At 52.8% G+C, this 20,368-nt stretch carries 15 protein-coding genes and 1 pseudogene; 6 read left to right on the top strand and 10 right to left on the bottom strand.

Annotated elements, in window-relative coordinates:
• Positions 1-14 precede the first annotated feature (14 nt).
• The 4 genes and pseudogenes from RYC18_RS02875 to RYC18_RS02890 all read right to left on the bottom strand — a co-directional run.
• Complete coding sequence (locus RYC18_RS02875) at positions 15-455, bottom strand: YqaA family protein (RefSeq protein ID WP_016981451.1); 441 nt, start codon at positions 453-455, stop codon at positions 15-17.
• Positions 456-464: 9 nt separating this feature from the next.
• Complete coding sequence (locus tag RYC18_RS02880; protein ID WP_016981452.1) at positions 465-1,343, bottom strand: nickel/cobalt efflux protein RcnA; 879 nt, start codon at positions 1,341-1,343, stop codon at positions 465-467.
• Positions 1,344-1,351: 8 nt separating this feature from the next.
• Positions 1,352-1,645 carry a metal-sensing transcriptional repressor gene (locus RYC18_RS02885; protein WP_005745585.1) on the bottom strand — a complete coding sequence of 98 codons (294 nt, stop codon included), beginning with the start codon at positions 1,643-1,645 and terminating at the stop codon, positions 1,352-1,354.
• Between the two features lie 1,164 nt (positions 1,646-2,809).
• Positions 2,810-2,941 (bottom strand): annotated as a pseudogene (locus tag RYC18_RS02890) (drug/metabolite exporter YedA); the annotation flags it as partial.
• Positions 2,942-3,286: 345 nt separating this feature from the next.
• On the opposite strand from RYC18_RS02890, the gene RYC18_RS02895 reads away from it, so the two are divergent.
• Both RYC18_RS02895 and RYC18_RS02900 read left to right on the top strand, forming a co-directional pair.
• Positions 3,287-5,641, top strand: a complete 2,355-nt coding sequence (locus RYC18_RS02895; RefSeq protein ID WP_057404450.1) for a DUF4214 domain-containing protein — start codon at positions 3,287-3,289, stop codon at positions 5,639-5,641.
• 637 nt (positions 5,642-6,278) lie between these two features.
• Positions 6,279-8,444, top strand: coding sequence for a YecA family protein (locus RYC18_RS02900; protein ID WP_316882956.1), 2,166 nt, complete (start codon positions 6,279-6,281; stop codon positions 8,442-8,444).
• 199 nt (positions 8,445-8,643) lie between these two features.
• Here the strand turns inward: RYC18_RS02900 and RYC18_RS02905 are convergent, their stop codons facing one another.
• On the bottom strand, positions 8,644-9,111 hold the full coding sequence (locus RYC18_RS02905; RefSeq protein ID WP_316882958.1) for a helix-turn-helix domain-containing protein: 468 nt from the start codon (positions 9,109-9,111) through the stop codon (positions 8,644-8,646).
• Between the two features lie 396 nt (positions 9,112-9,507).
• Here RYC18_RS02905 and RYC18_RS02910 point away from each other — a divergent pair, with 396 nt between their 5' ends.
• The 4 genes from RYC18_RS02910 to RYC18_RS02925 all read left to right on the top strand — a co-directional run bounded on the left by RYC18_RS02910 (position 9,508) and on the right by RYC18_RS02925 (position 12,020).
• On the top strand, positions 9,508-10,236 hold the full coding sequence (locus RYC18_RS02910) for a metallophosphoesterase (RefSeq protein WP_316882960.1): 729 nt from the start codon (positions 9,508-9,510) through the stop codon (positions 10,234-10,236).
• Positions 10,237-10,297: 61 nt separating this feature from the next.
• Positions 10,298-10,543, top strand: a complete 246-nt coding sequence (locus RYC18_RS02915) for a hypothetical protein (RefSeq protein WP_316882962.1) — start codon at positions 10,298-10,300, stop codon at positions 10,541-10,543.
• 390 nt (positions 10,544-10,933) lie between these two features.
• The gene (locus RYC18_RS02920) at positions 10,934-11,323 is read left to right on the top strand and encodes a DUF6957 family protein (protein ID WP_316882964.1); all 390 of its coding nucleotides are present in this window, start codon (positions 10,934-10,936) and stop codon (positions 11,321-11,323) included.
• Between the two features lie 55 nt (positions 11,324-11,378).
• Positions 11,379-12,020 carry an HAD family hydrolase gene (locus tag RYC18_RS02925; RefSeq protein WP_316882966.1) on the top strand — a complete coding sequence of 214 codons (642 nt, stop codon included), beginning with the start codon at positions 11,379-11,381 and terminating at the stop codon, positions 12,018-12,020.
• A 596-nt stretch (positions 12,021-12,616) separates the two neighbouring features.
• On the opposite strand, the gene RYC18_RS02930 is transcribed toward RYC18_RS02925, so the two are convergent.
• The 5 genes from RYC18_RS02930 to RYC18_RS02950 all read right to left on the bottom strand — a co-directional run bounded on the left by RYC18_RS02930 (position 12,617) and on the right by RYC18_RS02950 (position 20,366).
• Entirely contained in the window at positions 12,617-13,924 is a 1,308-nt protein-coding gene (locus RYC18_RS02930; RefSeq protein ID WP_316882968.1) for a hypothetical protein, read from the bottom strand.
• 233 nt (positions 13,925-14,157) lie between these two features.
• Positions 14,158-15,426: a Qat anti-phage system QueC-like protein QatC gene (gene qatC, locus RYC18_RS02935; protein ID WP_316882970.1), complete on the bottom strand. Its 1,269-nt coding sequence runs from the start codon at positions 15,424-15,426 to the stop codon at positions 14,158-14,160.
• Entirely contained in the window at positions 15,423-16,013 is a 591-nt protein-coding gene (gene qatB, locus RYC18_RS02940; RefSeq protein ID WP_316882973.1) for a Qat anti-phage system associated protein QatB, read from the bottom strand. Before qatB ends, qatC begins: the two co-directional genes overlap by 4 nt.
• 313 nt (positions 16,014-16,326) lie before the next feature.
• Positions 16,327-18,198: a P-loop NTPase fold protein gene (locus tag RYC18_RS02945; RefSeq protein WP_316882975.1), complete on the bottom strand. Its 1,872-nt coding sequence runs from the start codon at positions 18,196-18,198 to the stop codon at positions 16,327-16,329.
• A 317-nt stretch (positions 18,199-18,515) separates the two neighbouring features.
• Positions 18,516-20,366, bottom strand: a complete 1,851-nt coding sequence (locus RYC18_RS02950; RefSeq protein ID WP_316882977.1) for a hypothetical protein — start codon at positions 20,364-20,366, stop codon at positions 18,516-18,518.
• Between the last annotated feature and the right edge of the window lie 2 nt (positions 20,367-20,368).

A 20,368-nucleotide genomic window follows, 5' to 3' on the forward strand; every position in this document is an offset into this window, starting at 1 on the left:
ACCGCCGATCTCCTCTATACCGCCCACCCCAGCGTGATCGCTGTCAGCGTCAAATAGCGTAGAGCTTTTGCAAAAGTGACAACCAGCAGAAAGCTCCAAAGCGGCTCACGCAGGACACCGGCGATCATGGTGATCGGGTCACCGATGATAGGCACCCAACTTAGCAACAATGCCCAGCGTCCATGGCGTCTGTAAATGATTTGAGCTTTGTCGAGGTGTCGCTCGCTGATGGGGAACCAGCGCTTGTGCCGAAAGCGTTCAACCGAGCGCCCCAGATACCAGTTCACGACCGACCCCAGAACATTGCCCGTCGTTGCAGTCAGCAACAGAAGTGTCGTCACGTAATGTTGCGAAATGAGCATGCCAGCCAACACCGCTTCAGATTGCAGCGGCAGAAGCGTTGCGGCACCAAATGCCACGGCAAAGAGGCCCAGATAGCTGGTCAGCTCGAACACGATGTCATCTCACGAATACAATCCGTTCCAGCCGTGGACACCCACGTACACGCCGACGCAAATGATCAACACGCTGGAAAGATACGGGGCCCGTCGGGCAGCTGCATTGAGCCAGGGAAAACGGTTTGATGCTTTGCGAGCGCCGATAGCGGCAGCGGCTCCGACAGTCATCAAAGTGATTGCCAAACCAATGCTGAAACAAAGCACCATCGCGGCCCCTAGCGTGACTTGCTTCACTTGCAGGCACAGTAGCAAAACAGTGATCGCGGCTGGGCAAGGGATGAGCCCACCGGTCAAACCGAACATCAGGATCTGACCGTTGCTGACCTCACGATAGGTGAACCGCTTGCGAATGTCTTCGGCATGGGCCTTCTCATGAGCATCCTGATAACCCTCGGCAGCCAGCGTGAATCGGTGCGGATTGCTGTGATCATGGCTAAGGCCGTGGTGGTGTTCCTGGTCATGGTCATGGCTGTAATGGTGTATTTCGTGGTCGTGGTGATCGCTGTGGCCACCGTTTTCTTCTTTGAATTTAAACAGCTGCTCGCCGCGCCATGTGCGCCACAACATCCACAGCGCGATGGCGATGATCAGCGCTGAGGACGCAAGCTGAAAGTAGGGCTCGGTCGTTTCGGCATCCAGGCCCTGACCCAGATACATGCCGCCGATAGCGACCAACCAGACAACAGCAGTATGGGATAGCGTTGCCGCCAGCGCGAGCATGACAGCCTGCTTCACCGATCCCCGAATGGCCACGATGAATGCCGCCATCATGGTTTTGGAGTGCCCCGGCTCCAGGCCGTGCAATGCCCCTAAAAGGACGGCGCTGGGGAAGTATAGCCAGGCGTTGGCACCGCCTCGCTGCAATAAATCGGCAAAGTCGGGCATGTGAGGCCTTACAGGTATTTAGTGATTTGCTTGAAGGCTTCAAGTGGCGCTCGCTCGCCTTTGGCAAGAGCCCCCATGGTGTTTTCAAGGCAGTGATCGATATGATCCTGGATCAGCGTGCGTTTCGCCTGACATATCGCTTTCTCGACGGCATGAAGCTGTTGAGCAATGTCCACGCATTCGCGGCCGTCTTCGATCATGGTGATGATGCTTCGCAAGTGGCCGTCTGCACGCTTGAGACGTTTGATGATCGCCTCGTGTGACTGGTGCGTATGGTCATACGGATGTTCGTGCTCACTCATCGCTTGAGCCTGTTGGGTGAATGATCCAGGCTGACACCTTATCCTCCCCGGGGGGATAAGGTCAAAGGTGTTGCGCCTGACGTTGCTATTTGGTTGATTGAGGATGGGACTGGCGGGATGTTGGTTACCCTCAGGCCCCTCTGAACTTGATGGCTTGGGTGCAACGGATAGTGGCCTGTTAACGTTCGCAGGCCATCTTCAAAAAACAGTCAGGTAGTTGATTTCAGTTTCCAGGGTTCTGAAGCTTGAGCTGGCACGAGCACGTGCTTCCTGCCAAGTCGTTAGCATGTACCCAAGCTTGGTAAGTCGTCATTCCAGACGCTGCGTACTATCGCTTTTTCGGCGGTCAGGTGGCTGGAATGCGTTGATGTATGGATATCAGTCTGACTGAAGATAGACGCGATACCGAACATGAGCAGCTATGCGAAGGAGCGTAGATCCCGCTCGGACAGCGGTAGAGGTTGTCACGCTACGTGCCATTCGGAGATTTGAGGAGAATTAACGTGTCAGGAGAGAAATGGAGCGGGTAGAGGGAATCGAACCATTATCGGACAGAATTATTCGGATCTGTGTATGTGTGTAGGTATTGCTCCGAGGCAGCGCTGGGAAAGCGTGTAGTTGTGTGTTCTGAGGTGGCTGCTTTGCTGGGGCTCGTCTCTACGGTAGTGGAAATACCCTTCAAATCTTGACTTGCTCACATGTGAGGGAAAGCCTGAGATTCGGATACCTGGAGCATCGATTTCGTCCTAACCTCACCGGATCGCATTATCCGTTTCCCAGGCTGTATCCCGCGCACATTGACGCGGGATTCGATTCGTGAGAGATCAAGCTCGGTAACCATTCCTCATCGGTCTGTCCATCAACCACATATCGACACTTGATGTCGAAAATATTACTTGCCCATTATTTTCCGCTGCAAGTGTTCTCAGCGCTTGGGCATAAGCGTTGAGGTGTTCATTTGGAATATCTTGCTGCTTTGGTGTACCCAAGATGAGCAGTCTGAACGGGAATGACGGATCGCTTAGGTAGATTTCGAACAAAGCAGCATGGTAAGCCAGCACTGTTCTGGCTTTAGAACTACCTTTGAAAATATCCAGCCTTTCGTCCCCCATGGTTGGCTAAAAGGGACAAGTTTCTATAGCGATTTCTCCTGCATCGTGAAAGGGCCTGCGGGTTCGAGCCCGTGTTGAGCAAGGAGGTGCCGACGAGGCTCAGCAAAATGCCAGCTCATTCCAGCCCGGTATTGTGATGGCCCCAGATCAGGCCGAACAACAACGTGAACAGCGGCGCCACAGCATCATCCAGCCCAGCCAATTTTTGTACACAGCCAGCGATGCAGCCTAGCCACAATGCTTCCTCCAGCCTCTTCCGGCTGTATTTCATCGACCTCAAGGAAAAACCGCCTTAAGTCGCAAGAAAGCATGCCGACAACCTCATCAGCAATAGGTTGACGGCCTTCGACCGCGTCCTGGCGTACCTTCTCGAAGAGCAACACGATCGTCAAGATCAAGGCGGAGCAAACGCGTGAAGGTCATGACGCCAGTTTTCAAAACCGGCTCGGCGGCTTGAACTCGTCACCGATCTATACCCGATTCTTGCGTCATTCACCTGGCCAGGCATGCCTTGCCCCGGAGTTTCTACATGTGTTCAATGTGTGACGCGCTCACCCAACTTTGGGCCGAAGGAGCGACCGGCCAGGGTGCGGCCAAACAGACAGTCACCAGCCAAGCGATGCTTGAGCACCTGACGCTTGACCAGCAAGCCAACTACCTTACTGATGGCTATTGGCACGACGCTTATGGCGATTCCCAGCACCATTTTGACGTGCACGCCGGAGGGTCGCTCACTGTCAACCTGGCAAGTTTGAGCGCAAGCGCTCAGGCTGTTGCTCGGTATGCGCTGCAAACCTGGACTAATGTCAGCGGCCTAAACTTTGTGGAAACCACTGCTGCCGCTGCGATCAATTTCAGCGAACAAAAAAGCGGTGCGTACAGCAACTCCAATTATGCAGGCAGCATCATCTCGAACAGCAGCGTCAACATCGCTTCCGATTGGGTGAAATACGGTTTGTATTATCAGCAAACCTACATTCATGAAATCGGCCACGCGCTGGGGTTGGGCCATGCGGGCAATTACAACGGGAGCGCGACCTTCCCCAACAATGCCTTCTATCAAGAGGACAGCTGGAAATACTCGGTGATGTCCTACTTCAGTCAGGACGAGAATACGTATTCCAACGCCTCTTTCGGCTATGTCGCTACCCCCATGCTGGCAGACATCGTAGCCATCCAGTCACTGTACGGCACCGCCGTTACCCGCACAGGTGACAATACCTACAGTTTCAACAAGACTTCCATCAACACCGGAACCGACTTCGTGCCCGGCCTGGTGGCCACGATCTATGATTCGGGCGGCAACGACACGATCAACGTCAGCACCTATGTCGGTGCTCAGACAGTCGATCTGAGAAGTGAAGCTTTTTCCAGCCTATACGGCGGTCTATCGAATATTGCAATCGCGCGCGGTACGGTTATCGAGAACGCCATAACTGGTGCGGGCGCAGATACGCTGATAGGCAACGCCAGTGACAACTTTCTAAATGCAAACGCGGGCAATGACCAGTTGCAAGGCGGCGATGGCAATGATCGGCTGATGGGGGGGGCGGGTTCGGACGTGCTCAATGGTGGCAACGGCATCGACACCGCCTTGTATACCGAGGCAGGTGCTCGCTACTTTGCAACCTACGATGCTGCGCTGGTGAGGAATGCCACCCTCAGCGTTCATGATGCGCAAACGTCCGACGTGGACACACTTTCAAGCGTCGAAAAGCTGGCTTTCAGCGATCGCAATGCCAATCTTGACGAACTGCTCATGGCTTTTCGCAGCCGGTATGGCGCCTTCAACGCCGATAGTGACGCCACTGTTTCGTTGAGTTTTAGCATGGATATTCATCACATCGCGCTCACCGAGGATCAGGCTGACGTTGCCAGGCTCTACTCACTGTTCGGTCGGACGCCCGATTATCAGGGTTTGAATCACTGGCTGACGCAGCAGGCGATGGGCAGTTCGGATGTAGAGATGCGCGATGCCTTTCTGAATTCCACTGAAGCGATGCAGCACTACAGCGGGCTTGGTGATCGGGACTTTGTCCTTAATCTCTATCAGACCGTATTGCATCGCACAGGCGAAGAATCCGGTGTGTCGTTCTGGAGTACTCTGCTGCAGGCGGGCGGGAGTCGAGCAACGGTCGCTGATGGCTTCCTGAATTCGCGCGAGAGCCGTGACCTCTCGGAAGGCGAGACGGGGTTCATCAGGATCGTGGCTCATAACGCCTGGAACAATCTGGATGTGGTGGTGGGCAAGGGCGTGGCCACCGGCACGGCTGGTGATGATCAGATCAGTGAGCAGGAAGTCAGCCTTGACAGCAATGCGGTTTCGCATCTGGCCGGCAAGGCCGGTATAGACACCTTTATTTTCAACGACGCTGCATCCTCCTACACGATCAGCGCGCTCGATACCGACACTCTATCAGTCAGTCGTTCCACGGGAGCTGCGGCGAAATTCGAACTGAGTGGCTTCAATGTGCTCGATTTCGCAGATCGCGAACTGTTCGTTCTCGACTCGGCGCAGGCAAGCATTGGTCGTCTGTATACCATTTTGGGTCGTGCTCCCGATATCGAAGGCCTGAAGTCCTGGCTGTCCCAGGGCGCCGCAGGCGAAACCGGTGCCCAGGTTGCGGGTGGTTTTGTGCAATCTGCCGAATTTTCCCAAAGCCTGCCCGACGCCAGCAATGCAGTCTTTGTCGAAAAGCTGTATCACAATGTCCTGGGCAGAGGCAGCGACGCTGACGGCCTTGCCCATTGGGTCCACTCGCTGGACGTAGGCACAAGCCGTGGACAGGTCGCATTCAATATCGCCAACTCCGCGGAGTCTGCTGCACTGACTCAAGGCGATGCCGGCTTCATTCACTTGGTAGGGCATGCTGATTGGGTTTGACTTCGCGATGCCTGCAAACCTTCCGTTCGCCGGGATTGCAGGCCACTTGGGGATTTCTCTCTCCGCTTCTAAACGCGTCGAGCTGAGCGAGGCATTGGAGAAGGAGATTTCGTCGATTGAGTTGTACCCTGACGTTGTCCGGGCGATCGTTGAGCTTCAAAACTCAGACATCCTGGCAGGGGGGTATTGAGTGATCGAAGGGGAAACGCGGGTCAGACAGGACGCCGTCTCGAGGGAGTCGACGGTGCATCAAATTTTGGGGATTCCGGAAGAAATAAGGTGGGGCGGCGAGAAGGTATTGATTGCCTTAGGCACTAGGGCGAAATTGCCTGAAATGCCTGGAATCATTAACTGAAAGATGGAGCGGGTAGAGGGAATCGAACCCTTATTGGACAGAAATTCCCTGAAGTGTGTAAGTGTGTAAACCATGTGTATCCCAAACCCCTGTACAGCAAAGGGGGGCGCTAGCAAAATCAGCGGACGGCCTACGCTCACCTAGTGAGTATTGACCCTTTGTAACACTTCTCTGGTGTAACGCGGCGGTACATCATGACCCCTAGGCCGGTCTGGGCCCATCAGTCCGATTATGCCCTCAATTGTTCAGCGACCTTGCCCATGTCGAGGGGAGAAATGCTTCATGACGCTAACTGATCGAAGTGAAACGGAGATTTTTGCCGACCTCATGGAGCTCACTGCTCAGCCAGGCTATGCCCACGCAATCGCATACATATGCCACAGGGACAATCTCGTCGCCTACAAAGGTGAGTGGAAAGCCTCCGACATGAGTCACCTGTTTGACCCTAACCGCCTCATTCGAACGGAAATCACCACTTTGTTGGGTCTGATGGTGCGTCAGCCCCTTGAGCTGACCCTACCGGACATTCAAATAATTGAAATCTACGTATCTCGCAGCGACGAGCTGATGGCCGAGCTCCATGGAGCGTTAAATCGTCCGAGTATTGAGCATCTTCTAACGAACGCTCTTGCAGGGGGGGCACCGACAGAAATTTGGTCGGGCTCAATGATGAGGGAGCCTATTTTCTATGCGACAGAGTCCGCATACAGCTTCCAATATCGGGATTTTCTCGTCAAAAAGCATGCTGCTGATGACGGCTGGCTGGAGGCAAATAAAGGTTTCACGAGCGTTCAAGCCCAACGAGTTGCCCATTCGATGTGTCTGCTCATGGATGAGCGGGCAACAGCTACCGCCTCCTCGATGGGAGGAATTCGGGGTGGTTTGCCCCCTAAATCGCTGTTGGATCACTTCGAATTTGACCCCGCCGACGTTTCGGCCCGGAGTGGTCTGGATGTAGAGGTAGTCGGCGCAGTGTTCGATGCCCTAACGCTCAAAACAGGCAATGCCCAGTTCAATGAGTTGGGTGACTTTAACGCCGTGGCCGCCACGCCCTTGATACCGACTGGTCGGGGAACAGTTCTACTTTTCCTGCACTACTCGATTTATGAGGCACTCTACGAGTCTCCGTTCTTCTGGATGATTAGAGACAAAAGCTACCGGGAGCAGGCATCCGACAACCGTGGTGCTTTTGCTGAAAATTTTGCGCACGAACGGTTGGTAGCGGTCTTTGGCGCCGCGAACGTTCATCTGAATGTGAATATCTTTGACGGCAAGGACATTGTTGGCGAGGCCGATGTACTGGTCGTCTTCGGCGATAGGATAATCATCGTCCAGGCCAAGGCCAAAAAGCTTACGTTGGAGGCTCGCAAGGGCAATGATGGGCAGCTCAAAAACGATTTTTCAGCTGCGATACAAAAGGCATCCGACCAAGCCTGGGAGTGCGGCAATGCTCTATTGTCGGGCATTTGCCGTTTAGAGACTGACAAAGGTTATGAGGTAGTTCTGCCGGAGTTTATTAGAGAAATATACCCGTTTTGCGTGGTGTCCGACCACTATCCCGCCTTGGCATTCCAGGCGAGCCAGTTCCTCCAGTTTCAATCCACGGAGATTATCCGTCAGCCTTTCGTGATGGACGTTTTTCTGCTCGATGTCCTGTCCGAAATGCTCGATTCTCCGCTTCGCCTTCTAAGCTATGTCCGGTTGCGTTTAGCGGTCACCGACAAAATAATGGTTAGTCACGAGCTCACCACGCTGGGGTACCACTTACGACGTAACCTCTGGCTCACCGATGAGTTTCAAATGATGATGTTGGACGACTCGATCGCGAGTGATCTAGATGCCGCGATGATGGTTCGAAGGGAGGGATTCCGGGGCAAGCGGGTGCCGCCCGGAATCTTAACCGTCATGACGGGCACTCTCTACGAACGCTTGATCGAGCAGATTGAGCGACGTGCTGACCCAGCAATATTGGAGCTGGGGTTCCAGCTTTTATCCATGGGTGAAGATTCTTGTCTGGGGATCCATCGTGGGCTGACCGGGATCATCGAGCTTGCCAAGCTAGATCGGCGACGTCACGACTTTACCGTAGGCGTAGGCGCCGGCGCCGGCGAGAGCGGTATCTGCTTCCACTGCAACCCCTTACCTACCACTGCGGATATCAACGCTTTGCGCTCGCACTGTGAGCGGCGCAAATATGCGCTGCGAGCAGACGTCTGGTTTGGTGTTTCAGTCGGTTTGAGCGGCGACTTGCAATTCGGTGTGACACTCGATTCGCCTTGGGAGAAGTCTGCAACGATGGACGCTTTGACCAAGGACATGAAGGCGCCTGCTCCCGTTAATTCCTTGCTTAAGAGTTTGGAGAAAGGCTTAAGGCCCATAAAATATGGGCGCAACGATCCATGTCCCTGCGGCAGCGGCAGGAAGTACAAAAAGTGTTGTATCTCTTGAGATCAATTGGGGGGAACTGCGCTGGACACTGAAAGCAGGCGAACGTCGAGCACAATGCCCGCTGCTAGCGATTTTGAAGTCACCGAAGCTTTGATTTTAGGCGAGCGTCACCTTCCCGATTGAGGATGTGATAGGCCTATAGCGTTCAAGATGAAACTGTGTCGGTGTGCCTTCACTGGCATGATGACGGAGGGATGAGTTAGGCGTCTTTTCGATGCCAATGTCGTCTCACCGTCGATTCCGCCATTTGCAAAAGCCCCGCTATCTCCGCCTGACTGTGTCCGGATTTTTTCAGCTCATGGACGGCCCGCCTTGCTTTCGCAGCGCTGGAAACACGGGGGTGAGGATGATCTTCTGGCGCTGCTTCGAATCGCTGTTCCAACAGGCCCAGCTCCGTGATGTTAGCTTGGGCCCGCTCAAGTACCTCTGCAGGCGTGAGCTGTTCATAAGCGGAATAGACCAATGTCATGAACGCAACGGGGTGCATTCCTAGCGAGCTACACATGGCATCCAGGGTATCGGTACTCACCGACGTCTCACCAGCCTCTAAGAGGCTGATGTGCGATTGAGTGACAGTGCCCACGAAGTCCGCTTGAGACATGCCTCGCTCACGGCGGAGTCGCTGTAGGACTGAAGCTAGGGCTGAACGTAAGGACATTTTTCCCATCCGTTTAAATCGGAAGGGTATGCCGCGATTGCTTGGCGCCACTCAAACCTATATATTCGTTCTCGTGGCGGTTGGCGCCGAGTATGATATGCGAACGCTTCCTGCTTCAACGTAAGCGCACGTTGTTGTGGTGGTAGGGGGCTAGGTGTACCGGGCTCTTCAGCAATATACCCCTAAAGCGACTTCCTCATCTGCGTCCTTCGTTATGACTGCATCTGTTTGGAAAGTCCGCCGCTCCTCCTGGTGTCTTTCCAATCACTGCAGATTTGACAACTAAGCCTTCGGGTCGACCGGATGGAGATTGAGGTGGCCATGCCCGGATCATCTACGATTCATCACTGAAGCGATGCGCTAGCGCAGAAGCGAATTGCAGCAATCAGCGCGCTGGAGACATCGATGAAAATTCTGATCTACTCGGATTTGCATAACGAGTTCGACCGTTTTGCCCCGCCTCCGGCCAATGTCGATTTAGTAGTTCTTGCCGGAGATATTGATTTACTCGCACGCGGTGTGAAGTGGGCAAACGAGACGTTCGAAACTGACGTGATTTATTGCAGTGGTAACCACGAATTCTATAAAGGCCACATCGATCGCACCATGGAAAAAATGAAGGCTGCTGCTGCCGCCAACGTCCACGTACTCGATAATGAAGTCTGGACGTTCGGTAGCGTACGCTTTCTTGTAGGCACCGGATGGACGGACTTTGGGAGCACCGGCGATGTGGTTGCGGCCTCCAGCGTGTGTGCCAGTAGGATGAACGATTTCCGGATGATTCGAGCTGGCAGTGGGTACCGTCGACTTAGGCCTGCGGACGTCATTGAGAAAAATCGAGTCGCGACCGAGTTCTTCACCCAAGAGTTGGCGAAGCCCTTCAGCGGCAAGACTGTGGTTGTGAGCCATCATTGTCCATTTTTAGAAGCGGCAGGGGATGAACACGTCGGACATATCAGCGCTGCGTATTACAACCGCTGGTACAGACTTGCTGAGCTGGCAGATTGCTGGATTTTCGGACACACCCATCAAGCTATCGACAGCCTGTATGGACGTTGTCGGCTGATTTCAAATCCTCGTGGTTATCCACAGGAGCAAACTGGCTTCAACCCCTACAAGATTTTGGAGATTTGATGTGCCGAACATTTGTCGTCCCCCAACGCTGGGAGGAGCAGCTCTCCCATCAGAAGTCGTTGTGGCTAGTAAGATCTATTGGGGAGTGCTGATTGACGCTTACCTGACCAGTGCGGCGATCGTGGGAGACCGCTACGCGGCCATCGCCTACCTAGACCGTTCTGGCTCAATTTCCGATGGATCAACTGTGGCGACCCCACCAGTCATGACCGTAGAGCAGCGCGAGCATTTCGTGCTGCTGCGGTCTTTGTGTGGTCAAGACCACTACGTGATTGCTTCATGGCAGTCGATTGGTGAAATGCCATGACTGAGCACTGTGCCCGTCCACCGTCTTTAGCTCAAGCAGCCCTAGTCGAATTCGATATCTTAATCACGGCTTTTCTCTATCAGCCGGAGCTGGACGGCTTTAGCCTAGTAGGGAATATCTATTGTGACCGTCGAGAAAAGTTCGCAGATGGTCGGCTCATTCGAACTTCGACTGTCCTCGAATTCTTAGAATGCTCCGGCTACCACATTGCTTCTACCTTTTCAGGGAGCAGATACGTTTTACTATCTGCAGGTGGGGCAAATGTCTCTGATTTGCTGAGCAGGCGACTCGATGGCAATGCCCTTCATGGTTAAAGCGTTAGGCGTCACGGCCAGCACAGTTCGGAGTAAATGACCCCATGGGCAACTCAAAAGGTGGAGTCGCAGGACTATGTCCGATATTGATGTACAGCAAATGATTGGCCCGAGCACCGTAATGGTCGGATCGGAGCTTGCCTTAAACGATGCCATCAGGCTGACCAGCCACCGGTTTCCTGAGCGGAGCTTCTGTATCGTCAACGAATGGATTTGGATCGACTTCGACGCACCAGACCTAGTCATTACGGAGCTCGCGAATGCTGGAAAACAGCCTGCCATGCTTTTGATCTTCAACCTTCAGCATGACAGCTCATCAGGTGTTGGCTCCAATTGGTTTCGATCAACGCCTCTCACTGAGTTCGTAGATGACATGTTCTTCCTGACTGAACACAAAATTTATGTGCTGTTGGGCCATGGTCGTAGAACCTCTATGCCGCTTTCGGCGGTGGTGCGGCTTTTTTGACGGGCCAGCCAAGTAGCGATGAATTTTAACGGTTCGAACGAGGGGAGCAGCTATCGTGATCAACGGAGTCGTCTTCGATGCTTTTGGCACTACTATGCGCATTGCCCAACGCATGAACCCTTACCGCGATCTCATACGTGAGGGGCGGCGGCAAGGCGTTGCTCTGACGTCGATGACGACCCACATTGTGATGACTAGCAACCTTTCGCTGGACGAGATCGCATCAAAGTTGGGCATTTCGCTCACTTCAGCGAAGCGGGCAAAATTGATTCATGCGTTGGAGATGGAGCTTTCCTCAATTGAGCCTTATCCCGATGCGCTTGAAGCCATATCAATGCTGCAATCCGCTGGGGTGAAGGTCGGGATCTGCTCTAATCTCGCCAGCCCATATGGCCCTGTCGTTCGAAACCTATTTCGGACAATCGATGGGCACGCCTTCAGCTTTGAGTTGGGGATCATGAAGCCAGACCCCGATATCTACAACGCGATTTGTCTTCAAATGGATGTCGTTCCTGGGCACTGTTTCAGTGAAAAAACAGGCCGCGTATTAATGATTGGAGATTCGCCTCGATGCGACCGGGATGGCCCCCGCGCTGTGGGAATTCTGGGCTTTCACTTGGATCGGAGCGACCAGTGCAATATTCATGACCTCGTTCAATTTGCCGAGCTAGTGCTCCATCGAAACTACTCGCACTGAGGATCTGAACATGACCCGCGATGAAGCATCAGAAATGCTTAAAATTGGGCCTGGTGAACGTGATCTCGGTTCAGGCAAACCCAAGGCATTTATGCCAGGCTGGAGGCTCAATGGAGCAGCGTGACCTCCCCATCCGACTCACTGACCAAGAGTTCGATGCAATGATGGGAGAATTTGATGACGCTGGCGGCTGGATGCTCCAACAGATAAGACAGAAGGGTGTCATGCCGCCTACGGATACTTCATGGGACGGCCATGGCAGGGATATGACGTTCGAGGATCGGAACACTTGTATGAAGGAGTAATAGCTAAAAGTGTTCGGATCAGATCAGCAAGGTTTGTCTGCAGCCAAGCTGGGTAATTGCGCGCTACCTGGCCACTCATTTGCATTGACTTAACCAGTCGTTTACATCGGATTTGACCAGCATACTGGGTGGCCCTGCTTGGCAGAAATCGACCCGAAGCTGAAACTCAGCAATGTCCAGGAAGCCCGGTGCGATTCAGAAAGGATGAAAGCTGAGACGCTTGGAGCGATAAGCAAAACCCGACGGGGCTACCAAACCACTCCAAGAAATGGGATACCCAAAATTTCAATATTAGTCCGCAAGACCTAGCTTGCGACTAAACCAGTAGTATTGGGTGTAATCGAACTCAGCACCAAACAATTCATCAATGCGCGCCTTTATGGTGACGTAATCGTGGCGAGCCTTATTTCTATCGTGACACTGACTATTCTGTTCAATTTTTTCAGCGAGGTATTTAATGGCAGCCTTGTTAAATAATTTAATATACTGAGGTATTGCCACTTGGAAACGAGAGTCTGCTTGGTCGTAGCTGCCACTTACACCATAGTAGCTAGCGACTATATTGCAAAACTTTTCTTGCCACTCATCACTATCAGAAATCTGCAATATGTAGTCGAATTGAGATGGGCTAATGACCGGTGAATCATTTTTGATCCACTCCTCTAAATCATCGCCATGCTTGATGACGCTTTCTTTAATAAACCATCCTATGACTCTTCCGACGTCATCCTCAGCAATACAATGCTCAACCTTCAGGCGAGCCGCCTCACTCAAGACGGGGAACAGCTCCGGGTTGTTAGAGATAAAGTATGTCAAATATTGCAGTGGAAGTTCTGAGCTGGCGACATTACTATAATAATCAGAATCACCTTTGATCGTATCAGCAAGAGCAGCTTTGTTACGAGCTGCCACTACCTCTAGAACATACAGATTGATTAGTCGGTTCTTGATGCAGTTTTCATCCTCAAGCCTGAAGACAAATTTCCACAGCTGACGAAAAATACTCAATTCAACTGACGGAGTTGCTCGTTCAAGGTAGCGACTGACGACGTACTTCTTCACCTTCGCCCTGTCACTCAGCATTTCACTAGACTCAGCAACATCCATAAGGAGTTCCTTGAGAATATGCTGAGTGTAAAATGGAGGCTTTGTTAATACATCAGTCAAGGTATTGCGAAGCAGAGATCTGACGGTTTCCTTGTTAGGCGAATGCAGTTCTCGTTCTCTATTAAGAACAGGATGAGCGGAGAGGTGCCTTTGCTTTTGAAGGTACCTTAAGTTTTCATACTCCGAGCTGTCCAAAAGGTGCGTTTTATCATGCACGTCATCAATCAGCCTCACTTCCCATGCCGCAGATTTTTGGTCATCTTGCTGGATTTTGCTCATCTCTGCCAATATTGATTTGGCGGAGGCGTCATCATATAAATCAATCAGACTTTGCAGTTTATACACGAGATCACATACAGCCACCGACCAGAGCATTACAACTGCCGATCTATGGTTCCCATTATGATATGAAGACAAGACTTCTTTAAAGTAATCCTTGGTCTTACCATAATGAATGCGATCCGACATCTTCTCTAATGCAAACTCATCCATAAGACACCCGCTTAGCTAAAGGAAATGCAAGTTTTAAAAGCTATAAAAGTGCAGTTTTATGATCTAGCCAACGCTATCCATCACGCTTTCTCCGCCGTTAGAAAAATTTTGGATTGGTGCAGTCCAATGTGCTGCCTTACCGTGCTCGGCGCCTACCGTTGAGGTAGTGCCAGGTGACATCATCAGCGAGCTTTACATCGTAGGAAGCAATGAAAATGTCTTTGGGTAGAGACCTAGGTAAGTCCATAGCTGTGGTGCAATGACCTGAGCTCATCAAGGCCCCTGGCTAGCATATGATGGCATCCCTCCCGATCAGTAATAAACTTGGAGGAAAGGCTATGCCCAAGCCATTGCTCAAAACCGTCCTGACCTACACTTGCTAACGCCATACCCATGGATCGCACATCCTCGAAGCGACCGTACTGTTGGCTGTCGATGGAGAGGTCATCGTACACATACGTCGTCGTGTCGTTCAAAGCTCCCCATCGTTTGAACGAGGCACGCCGCACTTGGCAAGGCACACAGCGCCCGCAATGCTTGTATCCGAACCTCTGGAATCTTCCACAGCTGGTGGACGCAACGGCGTGCTCGGCAAGGACAGTCTGGTTCCTGCAGTTCACGAGCATCTCCCCTTTGGTCGTTAGCGCATAAGGATTTTCGATGCTGACATTGATGTCGGCTGCATCGAATATCTTCTGAAGCCTCCCGAGATATTCTGGATGGGCCGTACGGGTGCTCAAGCTCCCAAGCCGAGTGACGGTCAGAGGTGGATTAATGGCGATGAATCCGTTTTCGCAGATGTAAAGCGGGACGGTATTGCCCTGGTGGTAGCGATCAAGTGATGTCGCTACTGCGAGTCCGAATGCCAGGAAAATGATCGAACGTGCACGCTGGGATGGCTCCTGAGAGCCCGGGGATTTTGTGACGTGATTCAGGCCGATTCTGGACAGCCCGAGGCTACGGGCAAATACATCCTGCTTCTCTCCGTCACCTCGTACAATTTGGCTGACGGCATAAGGCTTAACGCCCAGTTCGACTAGGTCGATTGCTCCGATCAGGCTGTCTAATCCACCTGAGAGAAGCACCACTGAGTCTTCCTTGGGATGCAATGCTTGCAATTGTGCTGGTGGGCCAAACCCACCGTGATGAAACGAAAGCGTCCACTTGTCCGTGGTAAGAAACCGTAATGCACCCTCCAGCGCATGCGCCTGTGTGTTCCAAAAAGTCGGATCCTGCACCGCGATTTCAAGTGTGATCACTCGCGTCCAGCCATCAGGACTCTTTGCTCGCAAATCTGTGAAGTCTGCAGCGACTACGGACAGCGCAATGCTCAGAAAATCCCAAGCTCGGGGGCTGATCTCTAGATGCGCGCGTTCAAGGAGCTCGCGGGCATAGCCACCCACACTGACCTGTCCCTTCTCAGCTTTCCCGTAGACCACTACCTGCATGGCGTCGTTGATGCCAGGCACCCGGAACCCTGATGGGCCGCAAATATATTTCATTCTACATACCCCTCAAACACGTCGAAGGTGTCGCGCAAAGCCTGCGTTACTACTTGAGTGATCCGGCCTGACGTCAAGCGTGCGCCAGAAGAGGCGATCTTACGAAACGATGCCGAGACACACTCTTTGATGTAGTCCTTGATTTCCTTGAGACGGCGCATGGCGATTGTTGCTGATTTGGCCTTGTCTTGAACGGTCTTTCCAAGATCGAGCTCATACCGATGGAACACATCCATGGCAGTGAAACGCTCAATTGCAAACGCCCGTTGCTCAGTCGACAGATTCAGCAGGTCAGCATCTGGAAAACGTACCAGCACATCAGACAGGGAGCCTCGGATCGATGCGCGCTCGGCCTCTGCATCCTGGGTGCCGTCGACTGGTCGAACTGCCTCGACCAGCGCATCCATGACTTCGGAAGCGGATCGGCCACTCCAAAGAGCAGGGTCTAAAGAGTTAGCAGCAAGTTGATTGCCTTCGGCTGCAGCTTCGAGGGCGCTACCTAACATGCCCGCTACTGCTGCTGTACCCCCGAAGCGGGCTGTCGTAGTTTTGGCACCGCCGTACCCGTGCCGAACATACTCGCGCAAGCTTTTCCGAAGGCTGTTTCGATCACCATTGCCCGCATATTCACCCAGCCCTCGTCGCGCACCACCGAACCGGCCCGGTGGTGCTATCGGAGCAGGGGCGTTAGGTACCGCTTTTGGATCTCGCTCATTGGAATCGTCATCCTCGGGCCTGACATCGTCTGAATCGGGCAGGCCGTCGTCAGAAGGCTCGTTTACAGGTGGAAAAGGGGGCTCCGGCAGCTGAGGAGGCTGAGGCGGTACCGGGGGTGGAGGGACTGGTGGAAGTGGCGGTGTCCAAGGAGGCACAATCGGCACGCCCTTACCAGGCCCATCGCTATTTTGTGACGTTCCCATTCAACTTCCTTATTGCGGCTTTGACGGGCATACCGACATCGGCACTTGCCCAGTGCTCGTACACCGACTTTGACCATGCCTCATCAGTCAGCTTGGGCACGATGCCTGCCTGTATCTGGGCAGGTGGACGGTCTTTGAGAAATGCGGCTAGACGAACGCCTTGCTGCGCATCAAGACTTGCCACTACGAGCATCGCGTCGAGAATGGCAGGCACACCCCATTCCTGTTCGCTACCTGCCTTATCTAGCAGGCGATCCATCAACACGTTAATTTCGACAGGTGCTATCGCAGCCAATCGTGCTTTGAGCTGCGGCGCCATTTCTGGCATTTCCAGTAGTGCTGCCAGAAGCTCAGTAGCCTCTGAGGAAAGACGATCCTCGTCAGTGATGATCGGGGCATGCTCCCGACTAACGTAGATGGCTCCACGCAAGTCTTTATCAGCCAAGGCTGGCGGCAGTGCCAACCATTCCTTCACAAATGGTTGATCCCAAGGTTGAGCAAGGTTGAGAGCCTTGCCTTTCTTGATGTCTGCTTCCCATTCACCAAGCATGAGAGGCTTGCCATTCTTATCGGTAGCGACTGCCTTCATCAGCTCTTCGTATGCCTTGGGGTTACCACTGCGTTCAAACAGCATCAGTTTGACGAGTACAGCCTCGTCGACCCCCACACCTTGGGCGCGTGAGATGGTCATGCGAATGGCTAGCGCGTTAAGGAAACGCTTGATTAGGCGCGGGTTGCCTTGAATTCCTGACGCCGATGTCATGACGGCGGCCAAGCGCTCAGCAGTGTCGAATTTCCCGACTAATTCTGGCGGGTAGTCTTCGTAAAGTCCTTGCATGAAAGCCCTGTCAACGCGGTTACCTTGCCAAGTTGTACGAAGCTGCCCACGTACTTTGATCCGGATATCTTCTAGGACGGACTTGGGAAGCGCGCTGTTTTCCAGAAAAAGCATCATCATGTACGCCCTGACTTCTTGAGTGCCAAGAGGGGGGACTCGAATGGGCACTTGGATCAGCTTGTCGAAATAGCTGGTCACCAGAACATCGTCAGGCACACCGCTGAAGTGCCTGCGCACGGCGTGTTTGATCATCTCATTGTCAGCGGCAATGACGAATGCAGTATTGCGTAGGAACAGGAAAAGCCTAATGGCTTCCAAGGTCGATATGGTCGTTTCAGGCAAGCAGCGATCCAGATCATCAATCAGGACGACTAACGTCACTCCAAGGTCGTCTAGGATAGATTCAAATCCATCTCGTAGGGCCTGGATCTCTTTGGGAGGAGATTTCTTTGCCGGCGCACTGCGCCATAGCTTCTTGGCCTCATCTTTTGCCTGCACAGCTGTGTCGTGCATCCCATCGATCGTTTCCTGGTTCACCTCTCCAGAGCGGAGTCGATCGACAATGCCAACAATTTCTCCGAGCAGCCCAGGTGTAGGTGTTCCTGTGGCCACTGAAAAGGCGGTGTTGCCGACGAGCTTGGCTGCGCGCAACCAATCCACGCGGGCAGCAAGCTCTGCGACTTTTTCGAGCCCTTTTTTTCGAGTTTGAGCTTCAGCCTCCAAACGTGTAGCAATGACATCCATGAGCGCCGCACGAGCGTCATCGTAGCCTTGGTAAAGCCAGGCGTTGAATTCAACGAACACGAAGTCCTTGGCGGGCTTCTCATCCGACACTGGGGGATCTTGTAGAGACGCCTGGATGAGCTTGATCATCGAGGACTTACCGGCACCCCAAGCTCCAGATACGCCAATTGAGATCGGTCGACCGTCAGCTGAGTAGATGATCTCAGCCACGGTATCTGCGACACCGGAAAAATTGAGGAAGTCTTTCTCAGTCTCGTTGTCGACCCACATAGCTTTCCTCCCTGAATGCCCTGACATCGCTCGACGTGGCGACGAAACTCTATAGTAGCGGATCCCGCGCTGAGCGGGACAATTAGCAGAAGCTCAACTGGCGTGGGAAGGGGAGGCGTGTGGGCAAGCCCATCAGTGCTGATACAATCGACGGCTAATTGCAGCTGAGGATAACTTAAGGATCGTTGTCATTGCATCGCATCGCATCGAGTCATGGCCCGTCCGTTTGAAGGGGCTATGCGTTTGGATACAGCGACTGGAATAGCCCAAAAGGCTGCTATCTCAGCGCTGTAGGCGTTTAACATGGGAGAGGTAGGTCAGCCCTCTACTACAGGAACTACTCGCTGGCCAGAAGGAATGACGGCGTTTCCAGATGGGCGTGGTAGACAATAGTGTTCAAGTATCTCGGTGCCTGAGTCCTCCAGATACGTCACCACGCTGTGATGGCGACTAGTAAAGAGTACGCCCTGATTTAGGCCGATGCGTGCAGCATCGCGGACGTCGATTGCATATGCGGTAGACGTTCGGCAACGGTCAACGAACTCGTTGGTTAGCAGCATCACCGCTCCGGCGACATTCACCATCACGCCCTTGTCTGACGTAGAAATGATCGTCCCGATGAAGGAGTCGAAGTGACGTGCTCCCCGTGGATGAAATAGTACAGGTTCTTTTTTGTAGTAGCTGCCATGAGCTGTGACCAATTTCGGAGGCCCGGCGCTCTTTGGACGATCATTGATCCTTTCTATCGTATCAATGTCATCGGATATGATCGTGCGACCTTGAATAATCGCCTCATCGATGAAGGCATTCTTCGCCGCTGGCCGGTGCTTGAGCGTGGCCGCGCTGCTGCCGAGCATTAAATGCTGGAAATAGCCCTGTAGCTGCGCGAAATGGAATTCCCGGCTGTTGATATAGGACTCAATATCGCTGTGGCAGATTAGAATTACTTGGTCGTCTCTACCGACTTGGTCGAGCAAAACAACTAGATCGCTGACGGCAAATAGGTCGAAATCAATCACAATCTGGCTTCGGCTAGTCTGACCACTAGGTACCGACGAACTGTAGAAGGGGCCGATTTCTTCATATGGCAGGAGGCGAGACAAGGCGGGAATATTTTTCGCCGAGTAAGTTACGATTTGTGGTGGTTCCCAGTGCAAGGTCTGCACCAAGGCGGAATACTGTTCGATAAGGCTACTGACCTCCGACATTGTGCTGTAGGTGAGCAACACGACTCGCTGATTTATAAGTTGCGAGAACATAGGTAGAAAATCAATATCTACTCTTCCGGATGAAAGACCTGCGAGCCGGGAGTACGCAAACTCCATTTCGTGATAGCTGTAGGTCGGAAAGAATTTATTTGTCAATGCCTCCAGCTGCTTTCTCAATCTCGATTGCAGCAGGGCATGTGACTTCAGTTGTATCTTGATTTCGTCTGCTTCGACCCAGTTGTTGTCAATACAGGTTTCTAGCACAGCAGTAAACGTAAGCGGAATTGCATCTCGATCATATAGGGTCTGACCTTGATCAGCGCGTTTTTGTAGCCAAAAGAGAACGCCAAGGGGAGCGATAGCTGAATGATCCGCATCGCTTGTACGAGGTTTTAATATCAAAGCGGTGTGGTTCACGAAGGGCAATGCTGACAAGGGCATGGCCATCAGCTTTGATATGGCAGTATCCCCGTAGCTCATAAGGTAGCGCTCTGCCTGCTGCTGGTTTAAACCGACGCTGATCAGCTCAGTCAAGATTTGCTGATCATGGTGCCGATCCCTTGTCTCAAGCCACAGTTGAGACGCATAAGGCTCTTGAATTGGAGCCTGGAGGTCGCAGATGTCTGGATGGTTCAGCCACGTTGACATGGCATTCGAGTCTTTATGAATCAGCTTTTTGATAGCCTTTGGCAATCGAAGCTCTCCCCCAATTACGCCACACTGTGTGGCCAGCTTTAGGCTTTGGGACGTGAGGCTCACAGCGCGCGCGTATACAAGCTGAGGGCGGCCAGTGCGGTAGCTCAACTTAACTTCGTATGCAAGGCCAGTAACGAAGGAGCAAACTATCTCGTCTGTATCAATTATGACCCGTTCTACCCGATTTCGTGTGATTTCCACCATAGAAACGACAGTACGGCGATCGAGTCGATGGAGAACATTTTGAACAAGGTACTGTTTCATTA

This window comes from Pseudomonas syringae group sp. 247E2, from assembly GCF_032587795.1.
Lineage (GTDB): Bacteria > Pseudomonadota > Gammaproteobacteria > Pseudomonadales > Pseudomonadaceae > Aquipseudomonas > Aquipseudomonas amygdali.

Coding starts and splice junctions, on each gene's coding strand:
- RYC18_RS02880 (WP_016981452.1), bottom strand. CDS start 1,343: ATGCCCGACTTTGCCGATTTATTGCAGCGAGGCGGTGCCAACGCCTGG.
- RYC18_RS02885 (WP_005745585.1), bottom strand. CDS start 1,645: ATGAGTGAGCACGAACATCCGTATGACCATACGCACCAGTCACACGAG.
- RYC18_RS02895 (WP_057404450.1), top strand. CDS start 3,287: ATGTGTTCAATGTGTGACGCGCTCACCCAACTTTGGGCCGAAGGAGCG.
- RYC18_RS02900 (WP_316882956.1), top strand. CDS start 6,279: ATGACGCTAACTGATCGAAGTGAAACGGAGATTTTTGCCGACCTCATG.
- RYC18_RS02905 (WP_316882958.1), bottom strand. CDS start 9,111: ATGGGAAAAATGTCCTTACGTTCAGCCCTAGCTTCAGTCCTACAGCGA.
- RYC18_RS02910 (WP_316882960.1), top strand. CDS start 9,508: ATGAAAATTCTGATCTACTCGGATTTGCATAACGAGTTCGACCGTTTT.
- RYC18_RS02920 (WP_316882964.1), top strand. CDS start 10,934: ATGTCCGATATTGATGTACAGCAAATGATTGGCCCGAGCACCGTAATG.
- RYC18_RS02930 (WP_316882968.1), bottom strand. CDS start 13,924: ATGGATGAGTTTGCATTAGAGAAGATGTCGGATCGCATTCATTATGGT.
- qatC (WP_316882970.1), bottom strand. CDS start 15,426: ATGAAATATATTTGCGGCCCATCAGGGTTCCGGGTGCCTGGCATCAAC.
- RYC18_RS02945 (WP_316882975.1), bottom strand. CDS start 18,198: ATGTGGGTCGACAACGAGACTGAGAAAGACTTCCTCAATTTTTCCGGT.
- RYC18_RS02950 (WP_316882977.1), bottom strand. CDS start 20,366: ATGAAACAGTACCTTGTTCAAAATGTTCTCCATCGACTCGATCGCCGT.